Source organism: Williamsia sp. DF01-3 (assembly GCF_023051145.1).
In the GTDB taxonomy this organism is placed as follows: Bacteria; Actinomycetota; Actinomycetes; order Mycobacteriales; family Mycobacteriaceae; genus Williamsia.
Window position 1 is genome coordinate 5,136,338 of record NZ_JALKFS010000005.1, and the last position, 14,650, is coordinate 5,150,987.

General features: G+C 64.4%; 14 protein-coding genes and 1 pseudogene. 3 read left to right on the top strand and 12 right to left on the bottom strand.

Annotated features, from left to right (window positions below; translation table 11 throughout):
* Positions 1 to 51: 51 nt before the first annotated feature.
* Entirely contained in the window at positions 52 to 795 is a 744-nt protein-coding gene (locus tag MVA47_RS27140; protein WP_308280610.1) for an ABC transporter substrate-binding protein, read from the bottom strand.
* Between the two features lie 88 nt (positions 796 to 883).
* Positions 884 to 1,414: pseudogene (locus tag MVA47_RS27145) on the bottom strand (ABC transporter substrate-binding protein); the annotation flags it as partial.
* A 361-nt stretch (positions 1,415 to 1,775) separates the two neighbouring features.
* Between MVA47_RS27145 and MVA47_RS25965 the strand changes: the two are divergent.
* Positions 1,776 to 2,240 carry a hypothetical protein gene (locus MVA47_RS25965; protein ID WP_308280611.1) on the top strand — a complete coding sequence of 155 codons (465 nt, stop codon included), beginning with the start codon at positions 1,776 to 1,778 and terminating at the stop codon, positions 2,238 to 2,240.
* A gap of 31 nt (positions 2,241 to 2,271) precedes the next feature.
* On the opposite strand, the gene MVA47_RS25970 is transcribed toward MVA47_RS25965, so the two are convergent.
* Both MVA47_RS25970 and MVA47_RS25975 read right to left on the bottom strand, forming a co-directional pair.
* Positions 2,272 to 4,449, bottom strand: a complete 2,178-nt coding sequence (locus tag MVA47_RS25970; RefSeq protein WP_247210447.1) for a 3-hydroxyacyl-CoA dehydrogenase NAD-binding domain-containing protein — start codon at positions 4,447 to 4,449, stop codon at positions 2,272 to 2,274.
* A gap of 46 nt (positions 4,450 to 4,495) precedes the next feature.
* Positions 4,496 to 5,704, bottom strand: coding sequence for an acetyl-CoA C-acetyltransferase (locus tag MVA47_RS25975; RefSeq protein WP_099383417.1), 1,209 nt, complete (start codon positions 5,702 to 5,704; stop codon positions 4,496 to 4,498).
* Between the two features lie 158 nt (positions 5,705 to 5,862).
* Between MVA47_RS25975 and MVA47_RS25980 the strand changes: the two genes are divergently transcribed.
* Together MVA47_RS25980 and MVA47_RS25985 are read left to right on the top strand one after the other, a co-directional pair.
* On the top strand, positions 5,863 to 7,107 hold the full coding sequence (locus MVA47_RS25980; protein WP_247210448.1) for a TetR/AcrR family transcriptional regulator: 1,245 nt from the start codon (positions 5,863 to 5,865) through the stop codon (positions 7,105 to 7,107).
* On the top strand, positions 7,104 to 8,057 hold the full coding sequence (locus MVA47_RS25985) for an adenylate/guanylate cyclase domain-containing protein (RefSeq protein ID WP_247210449.1): 954 nt from the start codon (positions 7,104 to 7,106) through the stop codon (positions 8,055 to 8,057). The genes MVA47_RS25980 and MVA47_RS25985 overlap by 4 nt, the downstream gene beginning before the upstream one ends.
* A 29-nt stretch (positions 8,058 to 8,086) precedes the next feature.
* Here the strand turns inward: MVA47_RS25985 and ehuA are convergent, their stop codons facing one another.
* From ehuA to MVA47_RS26025, 8 genes are all read right to left on the bottom strand, one after another.
* Positions 8,087 to 8,848: an ectoine/hydroxyectoine ABC transporter ATP-binding protein EhuA gene (ehuA, locus tag MVA47_RS25990; RefSeq protein ID WP_062796775.1), complete on the bottom strand. Its 762-nt coding sequence runs from the start codon at positions 8,846 to 8,848 to the stop codon at positions 8,087 to 8,089.
* A gap of 37 nt (positions 8,849 to 8,885) precedes the next feature.
* The gene (ehuD, locus tag MVA47_RS25995) at positions 8,886 to 9,530 is read right to left on the bottom strand and encodes an ectoine/hydroxyectoine ABC transporter permease subunit EhuD (protein WP_247210450.1); all 645 of its coding nucleotides are present in this window, start codon (positions 9,528 to 9,530) and stop codon (positions 8,886 to 8,888) included.
* Positions 9,527 to 10,258 carry an ectoine/hydroxyectoine ABC transporter permease subunit EhuC gene (gene ehuC, locus MVA47_RS26000; protein ID WP_062796773.1) on the bottom strand — a complete coding sequence of 244 codons (732 nt, stop codon included), beginning with the start codon at positions 10,256 to 10,258 and terminating at the stop codon, positions 9,527 to 9,529. Before ehuC ends, ehuD begins: the two co-directional genes overlap by 4 nt.
* Before the next feature lie 24 nt (positions 10,259 to 10,282).
* Positions 10,283 to 11,176, bottom strand: a complete 894-nt coding sequence (ehuB, locus tag MVA47_RS26005) for an ectoine/hydroxyectoine ABC transporter substrate-binding protein EhuB (RefSeq protein WP_023962423.1) — start codon at positions 11,174 to 11,176, stop codon at positions 10,283 to 10,285.
* Positions 11,177 to 11,456: 280 nt separating this feature from the next.
* Positions 11,457 to 12,524, bottom strand: coding sequence for a sulfate/molybdate ABC transporter ATP-binding protein (locus MVA47_RS26010; protein WP_247210451.1), 1,068 nt, complete (start codon positions 12,522 to 12,524; stop codon positions 11,457 to 11,459).
* Positions 12,521 to 13,249 carry an ABC transporter permease gene (locus tag MVA47_RS26015; RefSeq protein ID WP_247211078.1) on the bottom strand — a complete coding sequence of 243 codons (729 nt, stop codon included), beginning with the start codon at positions 13,247 to 13,249 and terminating at the stop codon, positions 12,521 to 12,523. The genes MVA47_RS26010 and MVA47_RS26015 overlap by 4 nt, the downstream gene beginning before the upstream one ends.
* Positions 13,250 to 13,323: 74 nt before the next feature.
* Positions 13,324 to 14,112, bottom strand: a complete 789-nt coding sequence (gene modA, locus MVA47_RS26020; protein WP_247210452.1) for a molybdate ABC transporter substrate-binding protein — start codon at positions 14,110 to 14,112, stop codon at positions 13,324 to 13,326.
* The gene (locus tag MVA47_RS26025; RefSeq protein WP_281504886.1) at positions 14,112 to 14,564 is read right to left on the bottom strand and encodes a TOBE domain-containing protein; all 453 of its coding nucleotides are present in this window, start codon (positions 14,562 to 14,564) and stop codon (positions 14,112 to 14,114) included. The genes modA and MVA47_RS26025 overlap by 1 nt, the downstream gene beginning before the upstream one ends.
* Positions 14,565 to 14,650 lie beyond the last annotated feature (86 nt).

Sequence of the window (14,650 nt, forward strand, 5' to 3'; positions counted from 1 at the left end):
CTCGAGTGATCCACCCCCCCAGTGGCTTGTGCTGTGGTGGAGCGGGTTCGACTAGCTGGCGCCCGGGATGGCCTGCAGTGCAGCCGGGTTGGGCTGAGTCAGTCCGCCGCCGACGGGCTCGGTCTTCTTGTCACCGACCACCTCGAACACGAACATCTCGGTGGTGCAGTTCGGCGAGGTCGCCTTGCCACAGCTGAGCTTCGGGCCCAACCAGCTCTGGTAGTCGGTCACGCCCTTGAGTGCGGCGAGGATCGACGGTCCGGTGTATTCGGCCGGCTTGGCGGTGTTCAGCGTCCGGGCGAAGTCGACGAACGTCGAGAAGGTGCCGTAGGCATAGAAACCACCGGAGTCGCCCGCCTCGTCCACGTACTTCTTGGTGATGTCCAGGTTCTCCTGCATCTCGGCCGGGGCCGAGTCCTTTGCCGGCTCGAGCCAGATCGGCGAATAGGTCTGGGCACCGACAGCCTGTGCACCCATCGTCTCGATGAACTCGGTGCAGGCAGCGAGGAACATGGTGTTCTTGAAGCCGACGGACTTCAGCGACTGCGCGAGCTTGGTGCAGTTGGCGTCGGTCTGCGACGTCATCAGACCACCGGCATCGGGGTTACCGGAGTTGATCGTGGATGCCAGTGCGGTGTAGTTCGGGTTGGTCGGCGAGTAGTAGACGCTCTTCACGTCCAGGCCGAGCTGCTGGCCCAGCGGCATCAGGATGCGCTCGAATGTCTGCCGTGCGGCCGCGACGTCCACATTGGCCAACGTCAGGGAGTTCTTTCCCTGCGCCTTGAGCGACTGCATCACGCCCACCAGGGAAGGACGCCTGCGGCGGACCGAAGTAGACGCGGTTGTCCGCCGACGAACCGGTCACCGAATCGAACGGGATCTGGCCGACGAGTGGGATGTTCGCCGACTTGAGGATGGGAAGTGCAGCACTGGACGCGGCGTCGTAGCCGTCGATGACCGCGGAGACACCCGCTTGCACAAGCTGATTGGCGCAACCGATGGTCGACTCGGGCGCGGACACGTCGACCGCGCAACTGGTGACCTCGATCGGATGGCCGTCGACACCGCCGAGCGACTCGTTGATGTACTTGACCGCGGCCTTCTGGCCGACCTCTACTCCTGGCTGGGTGATCGGACCGTTCGACGGATTGAGGAATCCGACCTTGATCGGAGTGCCGGTCGCCTTGGTACCGCTCTCCGACGGGGCGGCCGCAGTGGTGCCGCCTTCGTCGGACCCGCTGTCGTCGCTACAGGAGACGACGGAAAAGACACACGCCGCCGCGACAAATGCTGCCGCCATCCGGCTCGTTCTCTTGCGCATTTCAATGCCTTTCCCGGCGGCATGTGGCCACGGCTGACAAGCCCGGGCCAGGCCCTCCGAGTTACACGGGATGTGCGCCGGATGCGAATGCATTCGGCGTGCCCAGTCCGGGGTGTGATCTGGGCCACTCGAAAAGTAGCCCTTGCCTTACAAAGGTGTCAAGGTGAATTCGGGAGCAATTCGGTAGCAGAAATAGGCCTGTTGATAAACCTCGAACCCGCCCGAAATGCCCGACTCTGAGCTATAACCGTGCAGCTTGACGCGGTGCGCGCGGAGCGGCGCACTGGAAAGAGTGGGGTCGCCACATAAAATGTCACGCTGAGTTATTCACGTTTTGCGGCGATCGGCGACAGCCAGACCGAAGGAATGTGCGACGGCGACGATGTCACCGGATACCGCGGATGGGCCGACCGGCGTGCCGAACGCCTGTCCCAGGACAACCCCGATTTCCGTTATGCCTATCGCGCGGCGGATCGAGTCACGACTTCTGGCAGTCAATCAGATGATGCGCGAGTTCGCCGACAGCTACGACTTCGTTCTCGTCGACCTCGTCGACGCCCCAGTGCTTCTCGACCCGAGGTCCTGGTCACCCGACCGGTTGCACGCGTCTGCCTTCGGTCATGATCGGTTTGCGGCCGGAGCCGCGTATGCACTGAATCTTGCTGATGGCGAACCTGATTGGGGCGCCCCCTTGCCCCCACGTCCCGAGCTGACCGCAGCCCAGGTCATCGCCCGCGAAGCACTATGGGCCCGAACGTTTTTCATTCCCTGGATCATCCGGCGCATGCGGGGCAGGTCACTCGGCGACGGGTTGACGCCCAAACGGCCCGATTTGACCCCCGTCCGGCCACCCCCCGACGGGTACGACAACGGCCCGGCCCCCTTGCGGGAACCGGGCCGTGACGAGCTGAGTCGCTGACCTGTCGGTCAGCCCTCGATCACTTGGAGCGTCAGTACTTCTCGCCCTTGGCTGCCTTGTCGACGAGCGACTGCGGCGGCTCGAAATGCTTGCCGTACTTCGACGCCAGATCACGTGCGCGGTCGACGAAGCCCTGCAGGCCACCCTCGTACTGGTTGATGTACTGGATCACGCCGCCTGTCCAGGCGGGGAATCCGATACCGAAGATCGAGCCGATGTTCGCATCGGCCACGGTCTCCAGCACACCCTCGTCGAAGCACTTCACGGTCTCGAGGGCCTCGGCGAAGAGCATCCGCTCCTTCATGTCCTCGAAGGGGATCTCCTTGGTGCCCGAGTTGAACGCCTCACGCAGACCCGGCCAGATGCGGACGCGCTTGCCGTTCTCGTCGTACTCGTAGAAGCCCTTGCCGCCGGAGCGTCCGGGACGACCGAGGTCGTCGACCATCTTGTCCACCACGGCATTGGAACCGTGCTGGGGAACCGGCTTGCCCTCGTTGGCGAGTGCCTTCTCGGTCTCCTTGCGGATCTTCTGCGGCAGGGTCAGCGTGAGCTCGTCCATGAGCTGCAGCGGCGGAGCCGGGTAACCGGCCTGTGCGCCCGCCTGCTCGATGAACGTGGGCTCCACGCCTTCGCCGACAGCCGCGATGGCCTCGTTGATGAAGGTGCCGATGACCCGCGAGGTGAAGAATCCACGACTGTCGTTGACGACGATCGGGGTCTTGCGGATCTGCAGGGTGTAGTCGATGACCTTTGCCAGCACGGCGTCAGAGGTCTTGGCGCCCTTGATGATTTCCACCAGAGGCATCTTGTCGACCGGCGAGAAGAAGTGGATTCCGATGAAGTCCTCGGACCGCTTCACACCTTCGGCAAGACTGGTGATGGGCAGCGTGGAGGTGTTGGATCCGAGGACCGCGTCGGGCTCGACGATGTCTTCGATCTCCTGGAACACCTGGTGCTTGACCTCGACCGACTCGAAGGCCGCCTCGATCACCAGGTCGACACCCTTGAAGTCGGCCGCATCGGTGGTCGGGGTGATGCGGGCGAGCAGCGCGTCGGACTTCTCCTGGGTGGTCTTTCCACGCGAGAGAGCCTTCTCCTCCAGCTTGACCGAGTAGTTCTTGCCCTTCTCGGCGGCCTCGATGTTGATGTCCTTGAGGACGACCTCGATGCCGGCCTTGGCCGAGACATACGCGATGGCCGCACCCATCATGCCGGCGCCGATGACACCGACCTTCTTGGCGGTGTACTTCTCGAAGCCCTCGGGACGGGATGCGCCACCGTTGATGGCCTGCAGGTCGAAGAAGAACGCCTTGATCATGTTCTGTGCGACCTGGCCGGTCACCAGCGACACGAAGTAGCGCGTCTCCACGATGTCCGCCGTGTCGACGTCGACGTATGCGCCCTCGATGGCGGCAGCCATGATGGCACGCGGCGCCGGCATCGGGGCACCCTTGAGCTGCTTGCGCAGGAGGGCGGGCATGGCCGGGAGCATCTGGGCCAGCGACGGGCTGGTCGGTGAGCCGCCCGGCATCTTGTAGCCCTTTGTGTCCCACGGCTGTGCCGCTTCGGGATTCGCCGAGATCCACGCCTTCGCAGCGGGGATCAGTTCGTCGACCGAACCGACGACCTCATCCACGAGACCGGTTTCCTTCGCCTTGGTGGCGTTGAAACTCGGGCCCTGCAGCAGCACATTCATCAACGCGTTCTGGAGGCCGAGGAGACGAACCGTACGGACCACGCCGCCGCCGCCGGGCAGCAGACCCAGGGTGACCTCGGGCAGACCGATCTTGATTCCCTTGACGTCGGCAGCGATGCGGTAGTGGGTGTGCAGCGCGATCTCGAGGCCGCCACCGAGTGCGGCACCGTTGATGGCCGCGACGACGGGCTTGCCGAGGGTCTCGAGCCGGCGCAGCACCGCCTTCATCCCGTTGGTGTGGTTGGTGATCTGGGTGGCCAGCTCAGCCTTGTCCGTGCCTTTACGGTCGGACGTCATGTCCTTGAGGTCGCCGCCGGCGAAGAAGGTCTTCTTCGCCGAGGTCAGCACAACACCGGTGATGCTGTCTTTTTCGGCCTCGAGCCGGTCGACGGTCGCGGCCATCGACGAGGTGTAGAGGTCGTTCATCGTGTTGGCGCCCTGGTTCGGGTCGTCCATGGTGAGCACAACGACGCCGTCGCCGTCCTGCTCCCAGCCGATCATGTTGTCAGTCATAGGTATTCAAAGCTCTTTCTGGCGAAGGGGGAAGAAGTCCGGGAGGTCAGACACGCTCGATGATGGTGGCAACACCCATGCCGCCACCGATGCACAAGGTGATCAGGCCGTAGCGGCCGCCGGTGCGCTCGAGCTCGTCGAGCACGGTGCCCACCAGCATTGCGCCGGTTGCGCCGAGCGGGTGGCCCATCGCGATGGCACCGCCGTTGACGTTGGTCTTCTCGTGCGGGATCTTCAGATCCTTGAGCCACTTCATGACAACCGAGGCGAACGCCTCGTTCAGCTCGAACACGTCGATGTCCTCGACGGTGAGTCCGGCCTTCTTGAGCACCAGCTCGGTGGCCGGGGTGGGTCCGGTGAGCATGATCGTGGGGTCGCTGCCGGTCTGTGCGGTGGCCACGACGCGGGCGCGCGGGGTGAGGCCGGCGCGCTTGCCCGCTTCTTCGCTGCCGACCAGCACCAGAGCTGACCCGTCGACGATGCCGGACGAGTTGCCGCCGGTGTGAACGTGATTGATCTTCTCCACGTTGACGTACTTCTGCAGCGCCACGTCATCGAAGCCGGTCATCGCGGCCAGGCCCTCGAAGGCCGACTTCAGCTTGCCCAGGCTCTCGACAGTGCTGCCGGGACGACGGTGCTCGTCGTGGTCGAGCAGCGTGACGCCGTTGATGTCCTTGACCGGCACAACCGACTTGGCGAAGTATCCGCCCGACCATGCGGCCTCGGCGCGCGCCTGCGACTCGGCGGCGTACGCGTCGACGTCTTCACGGGAGAAGCCTTCGATGGTGGCGATCAGGTCTGCGCCGATGCCCTGCGGGGCGATGTAGAGGTCGTACGCCGTGGCGGGGTCGGTGAACATCGCGCCGCCGTCGCTGCCCATGGGCACGCGCGACATGGACTCGACGCCGCCGGCGATGACCAGGTTGTCCCAGCCCGACGCGACCTTCTGGGCCGCGAGGTTGGTGGCTTCGAGACCGGAGGCGCAGAAGCGGTTGATCTGGGTGCCCGGCACGGTGTCCGGCAGTCCTGCCACGAGGGCGGCGGTACGCGGGATGACCGCACCCTGCTCGCCGACGGGGGAAACCACACCGAGGACCACGTCGTCGATGTCGGCGGGATCCATGTCCGGGAAGCGGACCTTGAGTTCGTTGATGAGGCCGACGATGAGGTCGACGGGCTTCACGCTGTGCAGCGAGCCCTTACGCTGCTTGCCACGAGGCGTACGAATGGCCTCGTAGATGTATGCATCAGTCACGCTGAGGTTTCCTTTCAAATGAACTGCGATGTTCGCGGGCGCTCGCCTCGCTGATATTCCTCCAGCTACATGAGGCTAACGCGCTGTAACTTATTTGACCATACCCCGAGTACAGAGCAGCATTCAATAGCGCCTCCATGAGCTAGGGTGGATTCACAATGTCCACCAACCCCGACGTCACACCCGTCTCGCGCCCCCAGCGCCAGAGTCGGCCCGCCGATCGCAAGCGCCAGCTGGTCGACCGCGCGGCCGAACTGTTCCTGGCGCGCGGGTACGACCACGTCTCGGTGGCGGACATCGCCAAAGCCGCGGGCGTCACGGGCCCCTCCATCTACCGTCACTTCGCCGACAAACAGGCGATCCTGTTCGCCGCGGTGATGTCGGGCGTCGAGGACATCGAGCAATGCACCGACGCGGCCCTCTCCCCCGCGGCGGACGGCCGGATCCCGATCGGCAAGTCCATCGAGAAGCTGTGTGCGCTCGGGGTCACCAATCCGAACTCGGCAGCGCTCTGGCGTTGGTCCACCGCCCACCTGTCCCCAGAGCAGAACGACGAGGTCGCCCGGCGCACCCGCACCGTGCTGCACCGGTGGTCGGGGGCGGTCTTCGGTCACCGCACCGACCTGTCCCCACGTGATGTCGACCAACTGGCGTGGACCATCCTCAGCGTCAACGGCAGTGTGTCCGTACACCGCACCCGCATCTCGAACTCACGCGCCATCGCACGTCTGGTGACGCTGGTCGGCCGGGTGGTGGAGATGACCCCCGATCACGCGGCCGCCATCGCACCTCCGCCTGCGGGTCTCGCCGAGCCCGCCGGCCGACGCGACGAGATCCTCGACGCGGCCGCCGAACTGTTCCGGCGGCGCGGATTCGCCACCGTGGGTGTCGACGAGATCGGCGAGGCCGTGGGGATCACCGGCCCCAGTGTCTACAAGCACTTTCCGAGCAAACAAGCGATCCTGATCGCGATCAGCCAGCGCAGCGCCAACCGCCTCGAGGCCAGCGCGATCGCCGCGTACTCGGTGGCCGACAACCCCGCAGCCCTGCTGTCCCTGCTCGTCGACTCCTACATCCAGGTCCTCACGTCCACTCCGGACCTGTCGGTCTCGTTCAACAGCCGCAGCGTCCTCGAAGGTTTCGACAATGGCGAACTCATCCTCTACCAACGCCGGTACGTGGCACGATGGGTGAACCTGGTCGAGCAGATCGAGACCGACCTTCCAGGCCCGGAGGCCGCACTGACCGTGCACGCAGCACTGACCATCGCCAATGACGCCATGCGCTTGCGTCGCAACTGGACTCGGCCCGAGATGCCTGCGTTGCTCGCGTACCTGATGAAAGGCGTACTGGGCCTGCCCGTGGTTTCGGCAACCGACCCCTCTCGGACGCCGATGTCATGACCGACGAGTCGGATGTCTCCGCTGAAGCGATCGAATCGCTGCTGCTCGGCGGTAAGCGACTGTTCACCCGTGAAGACGTCACCGCCGCACTCAACATCCCGACCGAGTTCGCCGACCGGGTGTGGACCGCTTTCGGGTTCGCCATGGACAAGACCGACGAACCCCTCTTCACCGCCGACGACGTCCAGGCCTTGCAACTCGTCCATGGCCTCGACGAGGCACAGCCCGAGGAGTTCGAGATCGGGATGGCACGTGCTCTCGGCCAGACGATGTCCCGGCTGGCCGAATGGCAGGCACACCACATCGCCGAACGGATGCGCGCCGCCGACAGTCCGGACCTCGCCCAGATGCTCCAGGCTGTCCAGCGGGTGCAGATCCTGATCTGGCGCCGCCACCTGTCTGCCGCGCTGCAGAATGCGCTCTCGATGAGTGAGGGCGAAAATCGCACCATGGCAATCGGTTTCGTCGACATCGTCGGCTACACCAGTCTCTCACGCAAGATCGGGATGGAAGAACTCGACGATCTCCTCGAGACGTTCGAGACGAACGCGTTCGAGGTCATCAACTCGCGCGGTGGTCACGTGGTCAAGACGCTCGGCGATGCGGTGATGTTCTCCACCGAGGATCCGGTGGCGGGCGCCGAGATCGCCATTGCGTTGCAACACCTCTCGGCCGAACACGGCTTGCCACCGCTGCGGGTGGGGGTTGCCCTCGGAACCGTGTTGACACGACTCGGCGACGTCTTCGGCGAGCCCGTGAACATCGCCGCTCGCCTCACCAGCTCGGCGCGGCCGGGCACAGTACTCACCGACACGACGTTCGCGAACGCGGTCGAGGACGAGCGGTTCTTCTTCAAGTCCGTCGGCCCGCTCAATGTGCGGGGCTACAAGCGGTTACGTGCGCGCAGCCTGGAACCGAACCGGAAACCGGCGAACATCACCGAGTCCTGACCGTTCGATCGTCCACGACGTCGCGGCCTTCACTTGGACAGGACTGCCTTGAGAAACGTCTTGGTCCGTTCCTGCTGGGGGTTGGTGAAGATGTCGACCGGGTCGCCTTCTTCCACGATCTTGCCCGCGTCGAACACCAGGACGCGGTCGGCCACGTCGCGGGCGAAACCCATCTCATGAGTCACGATCAACATCGTGATCTCCGTCGTCTCGGCGATCGTGCGCAACACCCCGAGCACATCGGCCACGAGTTCGGGATCGAGCGCCGAAGTCACCTCGTCGAGCAGCAAGACGTCGGGGTCCATGGCCAATGCCCGCGCGATCGCCACGCGCTGCTGCTGACCGCCGGAAAGCTTTGTCGGATGTGCGTTCTCCTTGTCCGACAGTCCTACGGTCTCGAGCAGTTCGCGCGCCCTGCTGGTCGCTTCCGATTTGCTCAGGCCCAGCACATGGATCGGGGCCTCGGTGATGTTCTGCAGCACAGTCATGTTGGGGAACAGATTGAAATGCTGGAACACCATGCCGATCTTGGCACGCACCACACGCAGGTGCTTCTCGGACGCACGAACCAGTTTGTCCCCCTTGTATTGGTGGGTCAGCGGTGCGCCGTCGACCCAGATCACTCCGCCGTCCAGCGTCTCCAGGGTCATCAGCAACCTGAGGATGGTCGTCTTGCCGGAGCCGCTGGGACCGATCAGGGCCACCCGTTCGCCCCGGGTGACCCGGAAGTCCAGATGGTCGAGCACCACATGGTCGCCGTATTTCTTGACGACCTTGTCGAACAGGATCATCGGTGTGTTGTTGTCGCGCGCCGAGCCCGACGTGCCCTCAGTAGGCAAGGTGCTTCTCCAGTCTTCTGATCAGGACGGATGTGGGGTAACTGGCGATGAGGAAGATGACCCCGGCCATGGTGATCGGTTCGAGGTACTGAAAGGTCTTGGCGCCGTACTGCTGCGCTGCGGTGACCATTTCGACCACGGTGATGGCGAAGAGGAACGGGGTGTCCTTGAACATCGAGATCGCGTAGTTCCCCAGCGCGGGTGTGGTCTTGCGGATTGCCTGTGGCAACACCACAGCCCGCCACTTGCGCACCGTCGGGAGCGACAGTGCGTGCGCTGCCTCCCACTGGCCCGGTGGTACCGCGTCGATGCCGGCGCGATAGACCTCGGCCATGTAGGTGGAGTAGTGGATACCGAGTACAGCGATGCCGATCTGCAACGCGGAGAACTGCGGCAGCAGGTAGTACGCGAACAGCAGTTGCACCACGAGTGGGGTGAGCCGGATGAACTCGGTGACCATGCGCAACGGAACCGTCACCGCTTTGGGAGCACTGTGCCGCACCACCGCAATGGCCAATCCCAGCACCGCCGCGATCAGGAAGCCCAGCACGGTGGCCAGCAACGTGATCCGGAACCCTTCGAGCAGCACCGGCAGCGAATCGAACGCCCGATCCCAGCTCCACTGCGCATTCATCGGCCCACCCCGATGCTCTCGCCGGGCCGCTCAGGGCGCAGCCGCAGGACCTCGCGCATCGATGGGCCCGCCCCGAGACGCGACTTCGCGCGGACCTCGAGCAGGTTCATCACCAGCGTCAGCACGTAGGCGATGCAGAAGTACAGAACCAGACCGATCCCGAACGCGAACACCGTGTCGCCGGTCCCTCGTCGGAGCTGTTCGATCTGATACGTGAGATCCTGCAGCAGAACGAAACTGGCCAGCGCGCTGCCCTTCAGCAACTGGATCAGCAGGTTGTTCAGCGGCGGCAACATCTGAACCCAGGCCTGCGGGAAGATGATGCGGTGCAACCGCTGCCACGGCGAGAAGTTGAGCGCCACAGCGCCTTCCCACTGGGTGGCAGGTACCGCCGCAATGGATCCACGGACCACTTCGGCGCCGTATGCGCCGTAGTTCAGGCCCAAGGCGAGAATCCCACAGAACATCGCTTCGAGCTGAAATCCGAGCAGGGGCAACACGTAGAAGAGCCAGAACAACTGCACCAGCAGGGAGGTGCCTCGAAAGAACTCCACTATGGTGCGGGAGACACCCCTGACCAGCACGTACTTGTTCCCCGCGGCGAGACCGAGCAGGAGGGCGAGCACAAAGGCAAGCGCAGCGCCGCCGAGCGTCAGGTAGATCGTCGTGAGGATGCCTTCCTGGATGCGAGGCCATGCATCCAGGAAGGTGTCGAAGTTCTCACCCACGGAGGGATACCGCTCCGGTCGGGATCAAACGCCCTCACACAGTTGGGCAGTGGTCAGGTTGGGATCGGGCAGTTCTTCTTCTGTGAAGCCGAACTCGCCGACCAGATCCAAGTACTTCTGCGGATCCGACGTGATCTTCGCCAGTTCGGCGTTGTACGCCTCGAGCAACTCTTTGTCATCGGTGCGGAACACCGTGGCACCGGCACCCACCTGCGGCTTTCCGTCGATGTTCGCCACGAAGGACTCGGTGACGTCAACCGGCGCGCCCGGGTTGTTGGTCTTCATCCAATTGAGTGAGATGGCGGTCAGCGCAAAGACGTCCGCACGACCCGACGTGACGGCATCCATTCCGTCCTGCGGCGTGGCCACCTGCGTGCTCTCGATCCCCAGGGACTCGGCGTAGTCCGACTCGACCGCACCGGTCATGGTGGCCAATCGGGCGCCGCTGTCTTTCACCGACTGCATGTCTTTGAGCCCCTTGGGATTGCCCTGCGTGACCATCAGTGCGGTGGTGTAGTTGAACTCGGGATCGCCGAAAGCGGCCTGCTCGCAGCGTTGCGGCAAGATCGACATGCCGGCGCTCACGACATCGAACCGATTGGCCTGCAATCCGGGTATGAGAGAACCGAAATCGGCGTTCACACCCTCGACGGTCTCGATTCCCAGGTTCCCGAAGATCTCTCGGTGCAGTGCCACCGTGGCACCGGTCAGATTGCCGTCCTGCTCGAACGAGTAAGGCGCCTCACCCGCGAACCCCACGGTGACAACACCCTTGTCCTTGAGTTCCTGCAGGTGGTTCGAGTCGTCACCGGAATCGGTCGACGTGCACGCCGCCATGGTTCCCGCAGTGAGGGTGACCACGGCGAATGTGATTGCACACCTGCTGGTTACACGCTTGCTCAACACGTTCAATGCCATCTGTCTGGCCTTCCGCTCACTGTCGGGTGCGCAGACAGGCAACCGCCGACACGCAGGTACCCTCCCCGCCGACGAACGCCATGCCACCCACCCGACTACTGCAGTCTCATCGTTCTCTCCGGTTGGGTGAACGTAACACCTTTCGATGCATCACCGATGAGTGTCGGAATATTCTGATGCCCGAGAATCGGTGTGGGCGCGTCCCAGCCATCGGCAGGCGACCACCGAAAAGTCACCCGGCACGGACCCGATTCATTACCAACGCGAAAGAGCGTGGGTATCAGTGCCGACTCTCGTACACGGTCACTTCACTCGCCTTGATCACCAGGAACACCTCATCGTCGGCAACGAGTCCCAGCTCGGTGACAGCCGACCACGTCACGGTCGCGGTGAGGATCGTCCCGTCAGCAACCCGGGCGTCGATCCGTGCGAGATCGCCCTGCGGAACGAGTTGCACAACAACGGCCTTCACGGCGTTACGCGGGCTGCCGCTGGGCCGATCGCGATAGACGGCGACAGCGCGCGGCGAAAAGGCCGCCATCACAGCAGTTCCCGGTGCTATCGGCGTATCGAGCAATCCGGAGACCGCAAAGCCGGCAGCTTCCAGGACGTCACCGTTCCAGACTCCGCTCACCAGATTGAGTCCGGCGAGTTGCGCCGAGAACTGGTTGATCGGGCTGGCCAGCAAGTCACGGACCGGGCCACGCGCCACGATCCGGCCCTCGGCCAAGATGATCGCCGAGTCAGCGAGCGTCACGGCGTCAGCGACATCGTGGGTCACCAGCACCGTGATCCGCGCGCGGTCCGCGAGAATCTGTCGGAGCATCGACCGGATGCGGTGGACCACATCCACATCGAGTGCACTGAACGGCTCGTCGAGCAGCAGCACCGACGGCTCGGTGGCAAGCGCGCGCGCCAGCGACACCCTCTGTGACTGACCTCCGGACAGTTGCGCCGGCTTGCGATCCGCGAGTTCGGTGGCGCCGACGGCGTCGAGCCACTTGTCGGTGCGAGCCCTGATCTGAGCTCTTGGCAGGCGCCTCGCCGACGGTCCGAACGCCACGTTCTGCCTCACGGTGAGGTGCGGGAACAACAGTCCCTGCTGCGTCAGCATCGACACGTCGCGTCGGTGTGGAGGCATGAAAGTGTTGCTGCCGAACAATTCTCGCGATCCCAGGGCTATTCGTCCGGCACCCGGCCTCGACAATCCGGCCAGCAGATTCATCAGTGTGCTCTTGCCGGCACCGTTGGGGCCCATGACGGCGACGGTATGCCCCTGCGGAACAGTCAGTTCGACGTCGATGGCCGGCAGCTCATTGCGCAGCGACGCGATCAGATCGCCTGTCACAGCACAGCCGTCCGCCGCGAATCGCGCACGTGCACGGCCACCACGACGAGCAACGCGACCACGACGAGGACCACGGAGAGCGGAAGCGCCTGCTCCGGTTGACTGATCGACTCCACGTAGATCGCCAACGGCGCAGTCTGGGTGACACCCTGGAGATTGCCCGCGAACGTGATCGTCGCGCCGAACTCGCCGAGCGCACGGGCGAACGCCAGCACCATTCCGGAGAGCAGCGCCGGAAACACCAGTGGCATGGTCACTTTCCACAGGGTGCGGGTGGGCGACGCCCCGAGCGTGGCCGCCACCTGTTCGTATCGCGCCCCGACGGTGCGCAGCGCTCCCTCCAGACTGATGACGAGAAAGGGAAGTGCCACGAAGGTCTGCGCCAGCACCACTGCCGAGGTGGTGAATGCGATGTCGATTCCGAGGGCCGAAAGACGTTCGCCCACCAGGCCGAATTTCCCGAAGGCGTAGAGGAGACCGATTCCCCCGACCACCGGCGGCAGGACCAGCGGTAGCAGCACCACCGAACGCACCACGCGCACGGTGCTGCCACCGCGCCGCGCGAACACGATCGACATCGGAACGCCCAGAAGGATGCACAGGACGGTACTGATCGCGGCCGTCTGCACACTCAACGCCAGTGCGTCCACGGACGATTCGGAGGTGACGTTGTCCCAGAAGTCGTCCCAGGGAGTGTTCACCGCCAATGCGATGGGCGGCAGCATCACCAGTGCGATACCGAGGGCGGCCGGCACATACAACCATGCCGGAACGGCCTTGAGACCGGATTGCGAAGCCTTCACGTCGCCGGCCCGAAGCCCATTCGTTCGAGTACCGCCGCCCCCTGCGCACCCGTGACCATGTCGACGAATTGCTTTGCCAGAGGCGCGTTCTCCGACTCGGCTACTGCCCCGATGGGATATGCGTTGACCACCGCGGCAAGGGCGGGGTCGGCGACGGTGGTGACCGAGTCACCCGCGCCGACTGCGTCGGTGACGTACACCAGTCCCGCGTCGGCCTGCCCCGTCTGGACCTTGCTGAGCACCCCGGTCACCGCCGTTTCCTCGCTCACCGGCTTGATGTCGATGCCGGTGTTCTCCTCGACCAGGGCCGCGGCACTGCCACAGGGCACACTCACCGAGCAGATGACAGTCGTGACACCGTCTTTCGTCACGTCGGCCAGGGTACGGATGTTCTTCGGATTCCCCGGGGCGGTGACGATGGTGAGCACATTGGTGGCGAAGATCTGCGGATCAGCCACCTTCTCGCCCAGTTTCGCCATACTCTTCTCGTCGGCCGTGGCCACGACGTCCGCATCGGCGCCCTGTTCGATCTGCGTGACAAGCGCCTGGGAGCCGTCGAAGTTCAGGGAGACGTCGACGCCGCCGTGCGTCTCGGAGAACTCGTCGGCCAATGCCGTGAAGCTGTTCTTCAACGAGGCCGCGGCGAACACGGTGAGGCCGGCTTCGTCGACTTGTCCGCCTTCTGTGCCGCTGGTCGAGCACCCTGCGAGCACCACGGCGGCAGCGAACACCAAGCTGAGCGACTCGGAGAGTCGAGCCGATGTGGTGGATCTCCGCCTGCCCATCACCTGCTCCTGGTCTCGACGATGACCGTGGTGGCCTTGACCACCGCTGTCGCGACCTCCCCGGGCCGTAGCCCGAGTTCGTTCACGGCGTCGGTGCTCATCAGCGAAGTCACCTCGAACGGGCCACACTGCAAGGTCACCTGGCTCATCACCGGGTCGGAGCGAACGTCAGTGACCAGGCCCACGAATCGGTTACGGGCCGAACGCGCCACCGGTGCATCGGTCGACACGACGCCGGGTGCCCGGTCTCGCGCGACCTTGGCCAGGTCGGCGCCGTCGACCACCTGACGGCCGCTGCCGTCGACATGGGCGGGTAGCTGTCCCCCGCTGATCATCCGGCGCACCGTGTCGTCGCTGAGGCCGAGGAGTTCTGCCGCCTGTCGAATCTTGAGATCGCCCACCTGACGATGGTCCGCCGCATGTGCGGCGCTGTCAATCAAATCCAGCCGCATCCGCGGATCCAGAGTCCATTCGGCGCCGGCGCGATGAGTTCTGGCGGCGCCGGGTGTCTACCTTCCCGAGATCCCTTTCCACACTT

Bases quoted from the DNA above. Each gene is read 5' to 3' on its own strand.
- MVA47_RS27140 (WP_308280610.1), bottom strand. From the start codon at position 795: ATGCAGTCGCTCAAGGCGCAGGGAAAGAACTCCCTGACGTTGGCCAAT.
- MVA47_RS25965 (WP_308280611.1), top strand. From the start codon at position 1,776: ATGCCTATCGCGCGGCGGATCGAGTCACGACTTCTGGCAGTCAATCAG.
- MVA47_RS25970 (WP_247210447.1), bottom strand. From the start codon at position 4,449: ATGACTGACAACATGATCGGCTGGGAGCAGGACGGCGACGGCGTCGTT.
- MVA47_RS25980 (WP_247210448.1), top strand. From the start codon at position 5,863: ATGTCCACCAACCCCGACGTCACACCCGTCTCGCGCCCCCAGCGCCAG.
- MVA47_RS25985 (WP_247210449.1), top strand. From the start codon at position 7,104: ATGACCGACGAGTCGGATGTCTCCGCTGAAGCGATCGAATCGCTGCTG.
- ehuA (WP_062796775.1), bottom strand. From the start codon at position 8,848: ATGATCCTGTTCGACAAGGTCGTCAAGAAATACGGCGACCATGTGGTG.
- ehuD (WP_247210450.1), bottom strand. From the start codon at position 9,530: ATGAATGCGCAGTGGAGCTGGGATCGGGCGTTCGATTCGCTGCCGGTG.
- ehuB (WP_023962423.1), bottom strand. From the start codon at position 11,176: ATGGCATTGAACGTGTTGAGCAAGCGTGTAACCAGCAGGTGTGCAATC.
- MVA47_RS26015 (WP_247211078.1), bottom strand. From the start codon at position 13,249: ATGCTGCCGCCCATCGCATTGGCGGTGAACACTCCCTGGGACGACTTC.
- modA (WP_247210452.1), bottom strand. From the start codon at position 14,112: ATGGGCAGGCGGAGATCCACCACATCGGCTCGACTCTCCGAGTCGCTC.
- MVA47_RS26025 (WP_281504886.1), bottom strand. From the start codon at position 14,564: ATGCGGCTGGATTTGATTGACAGCGCCGCACATGCGGCGGACCATCGT.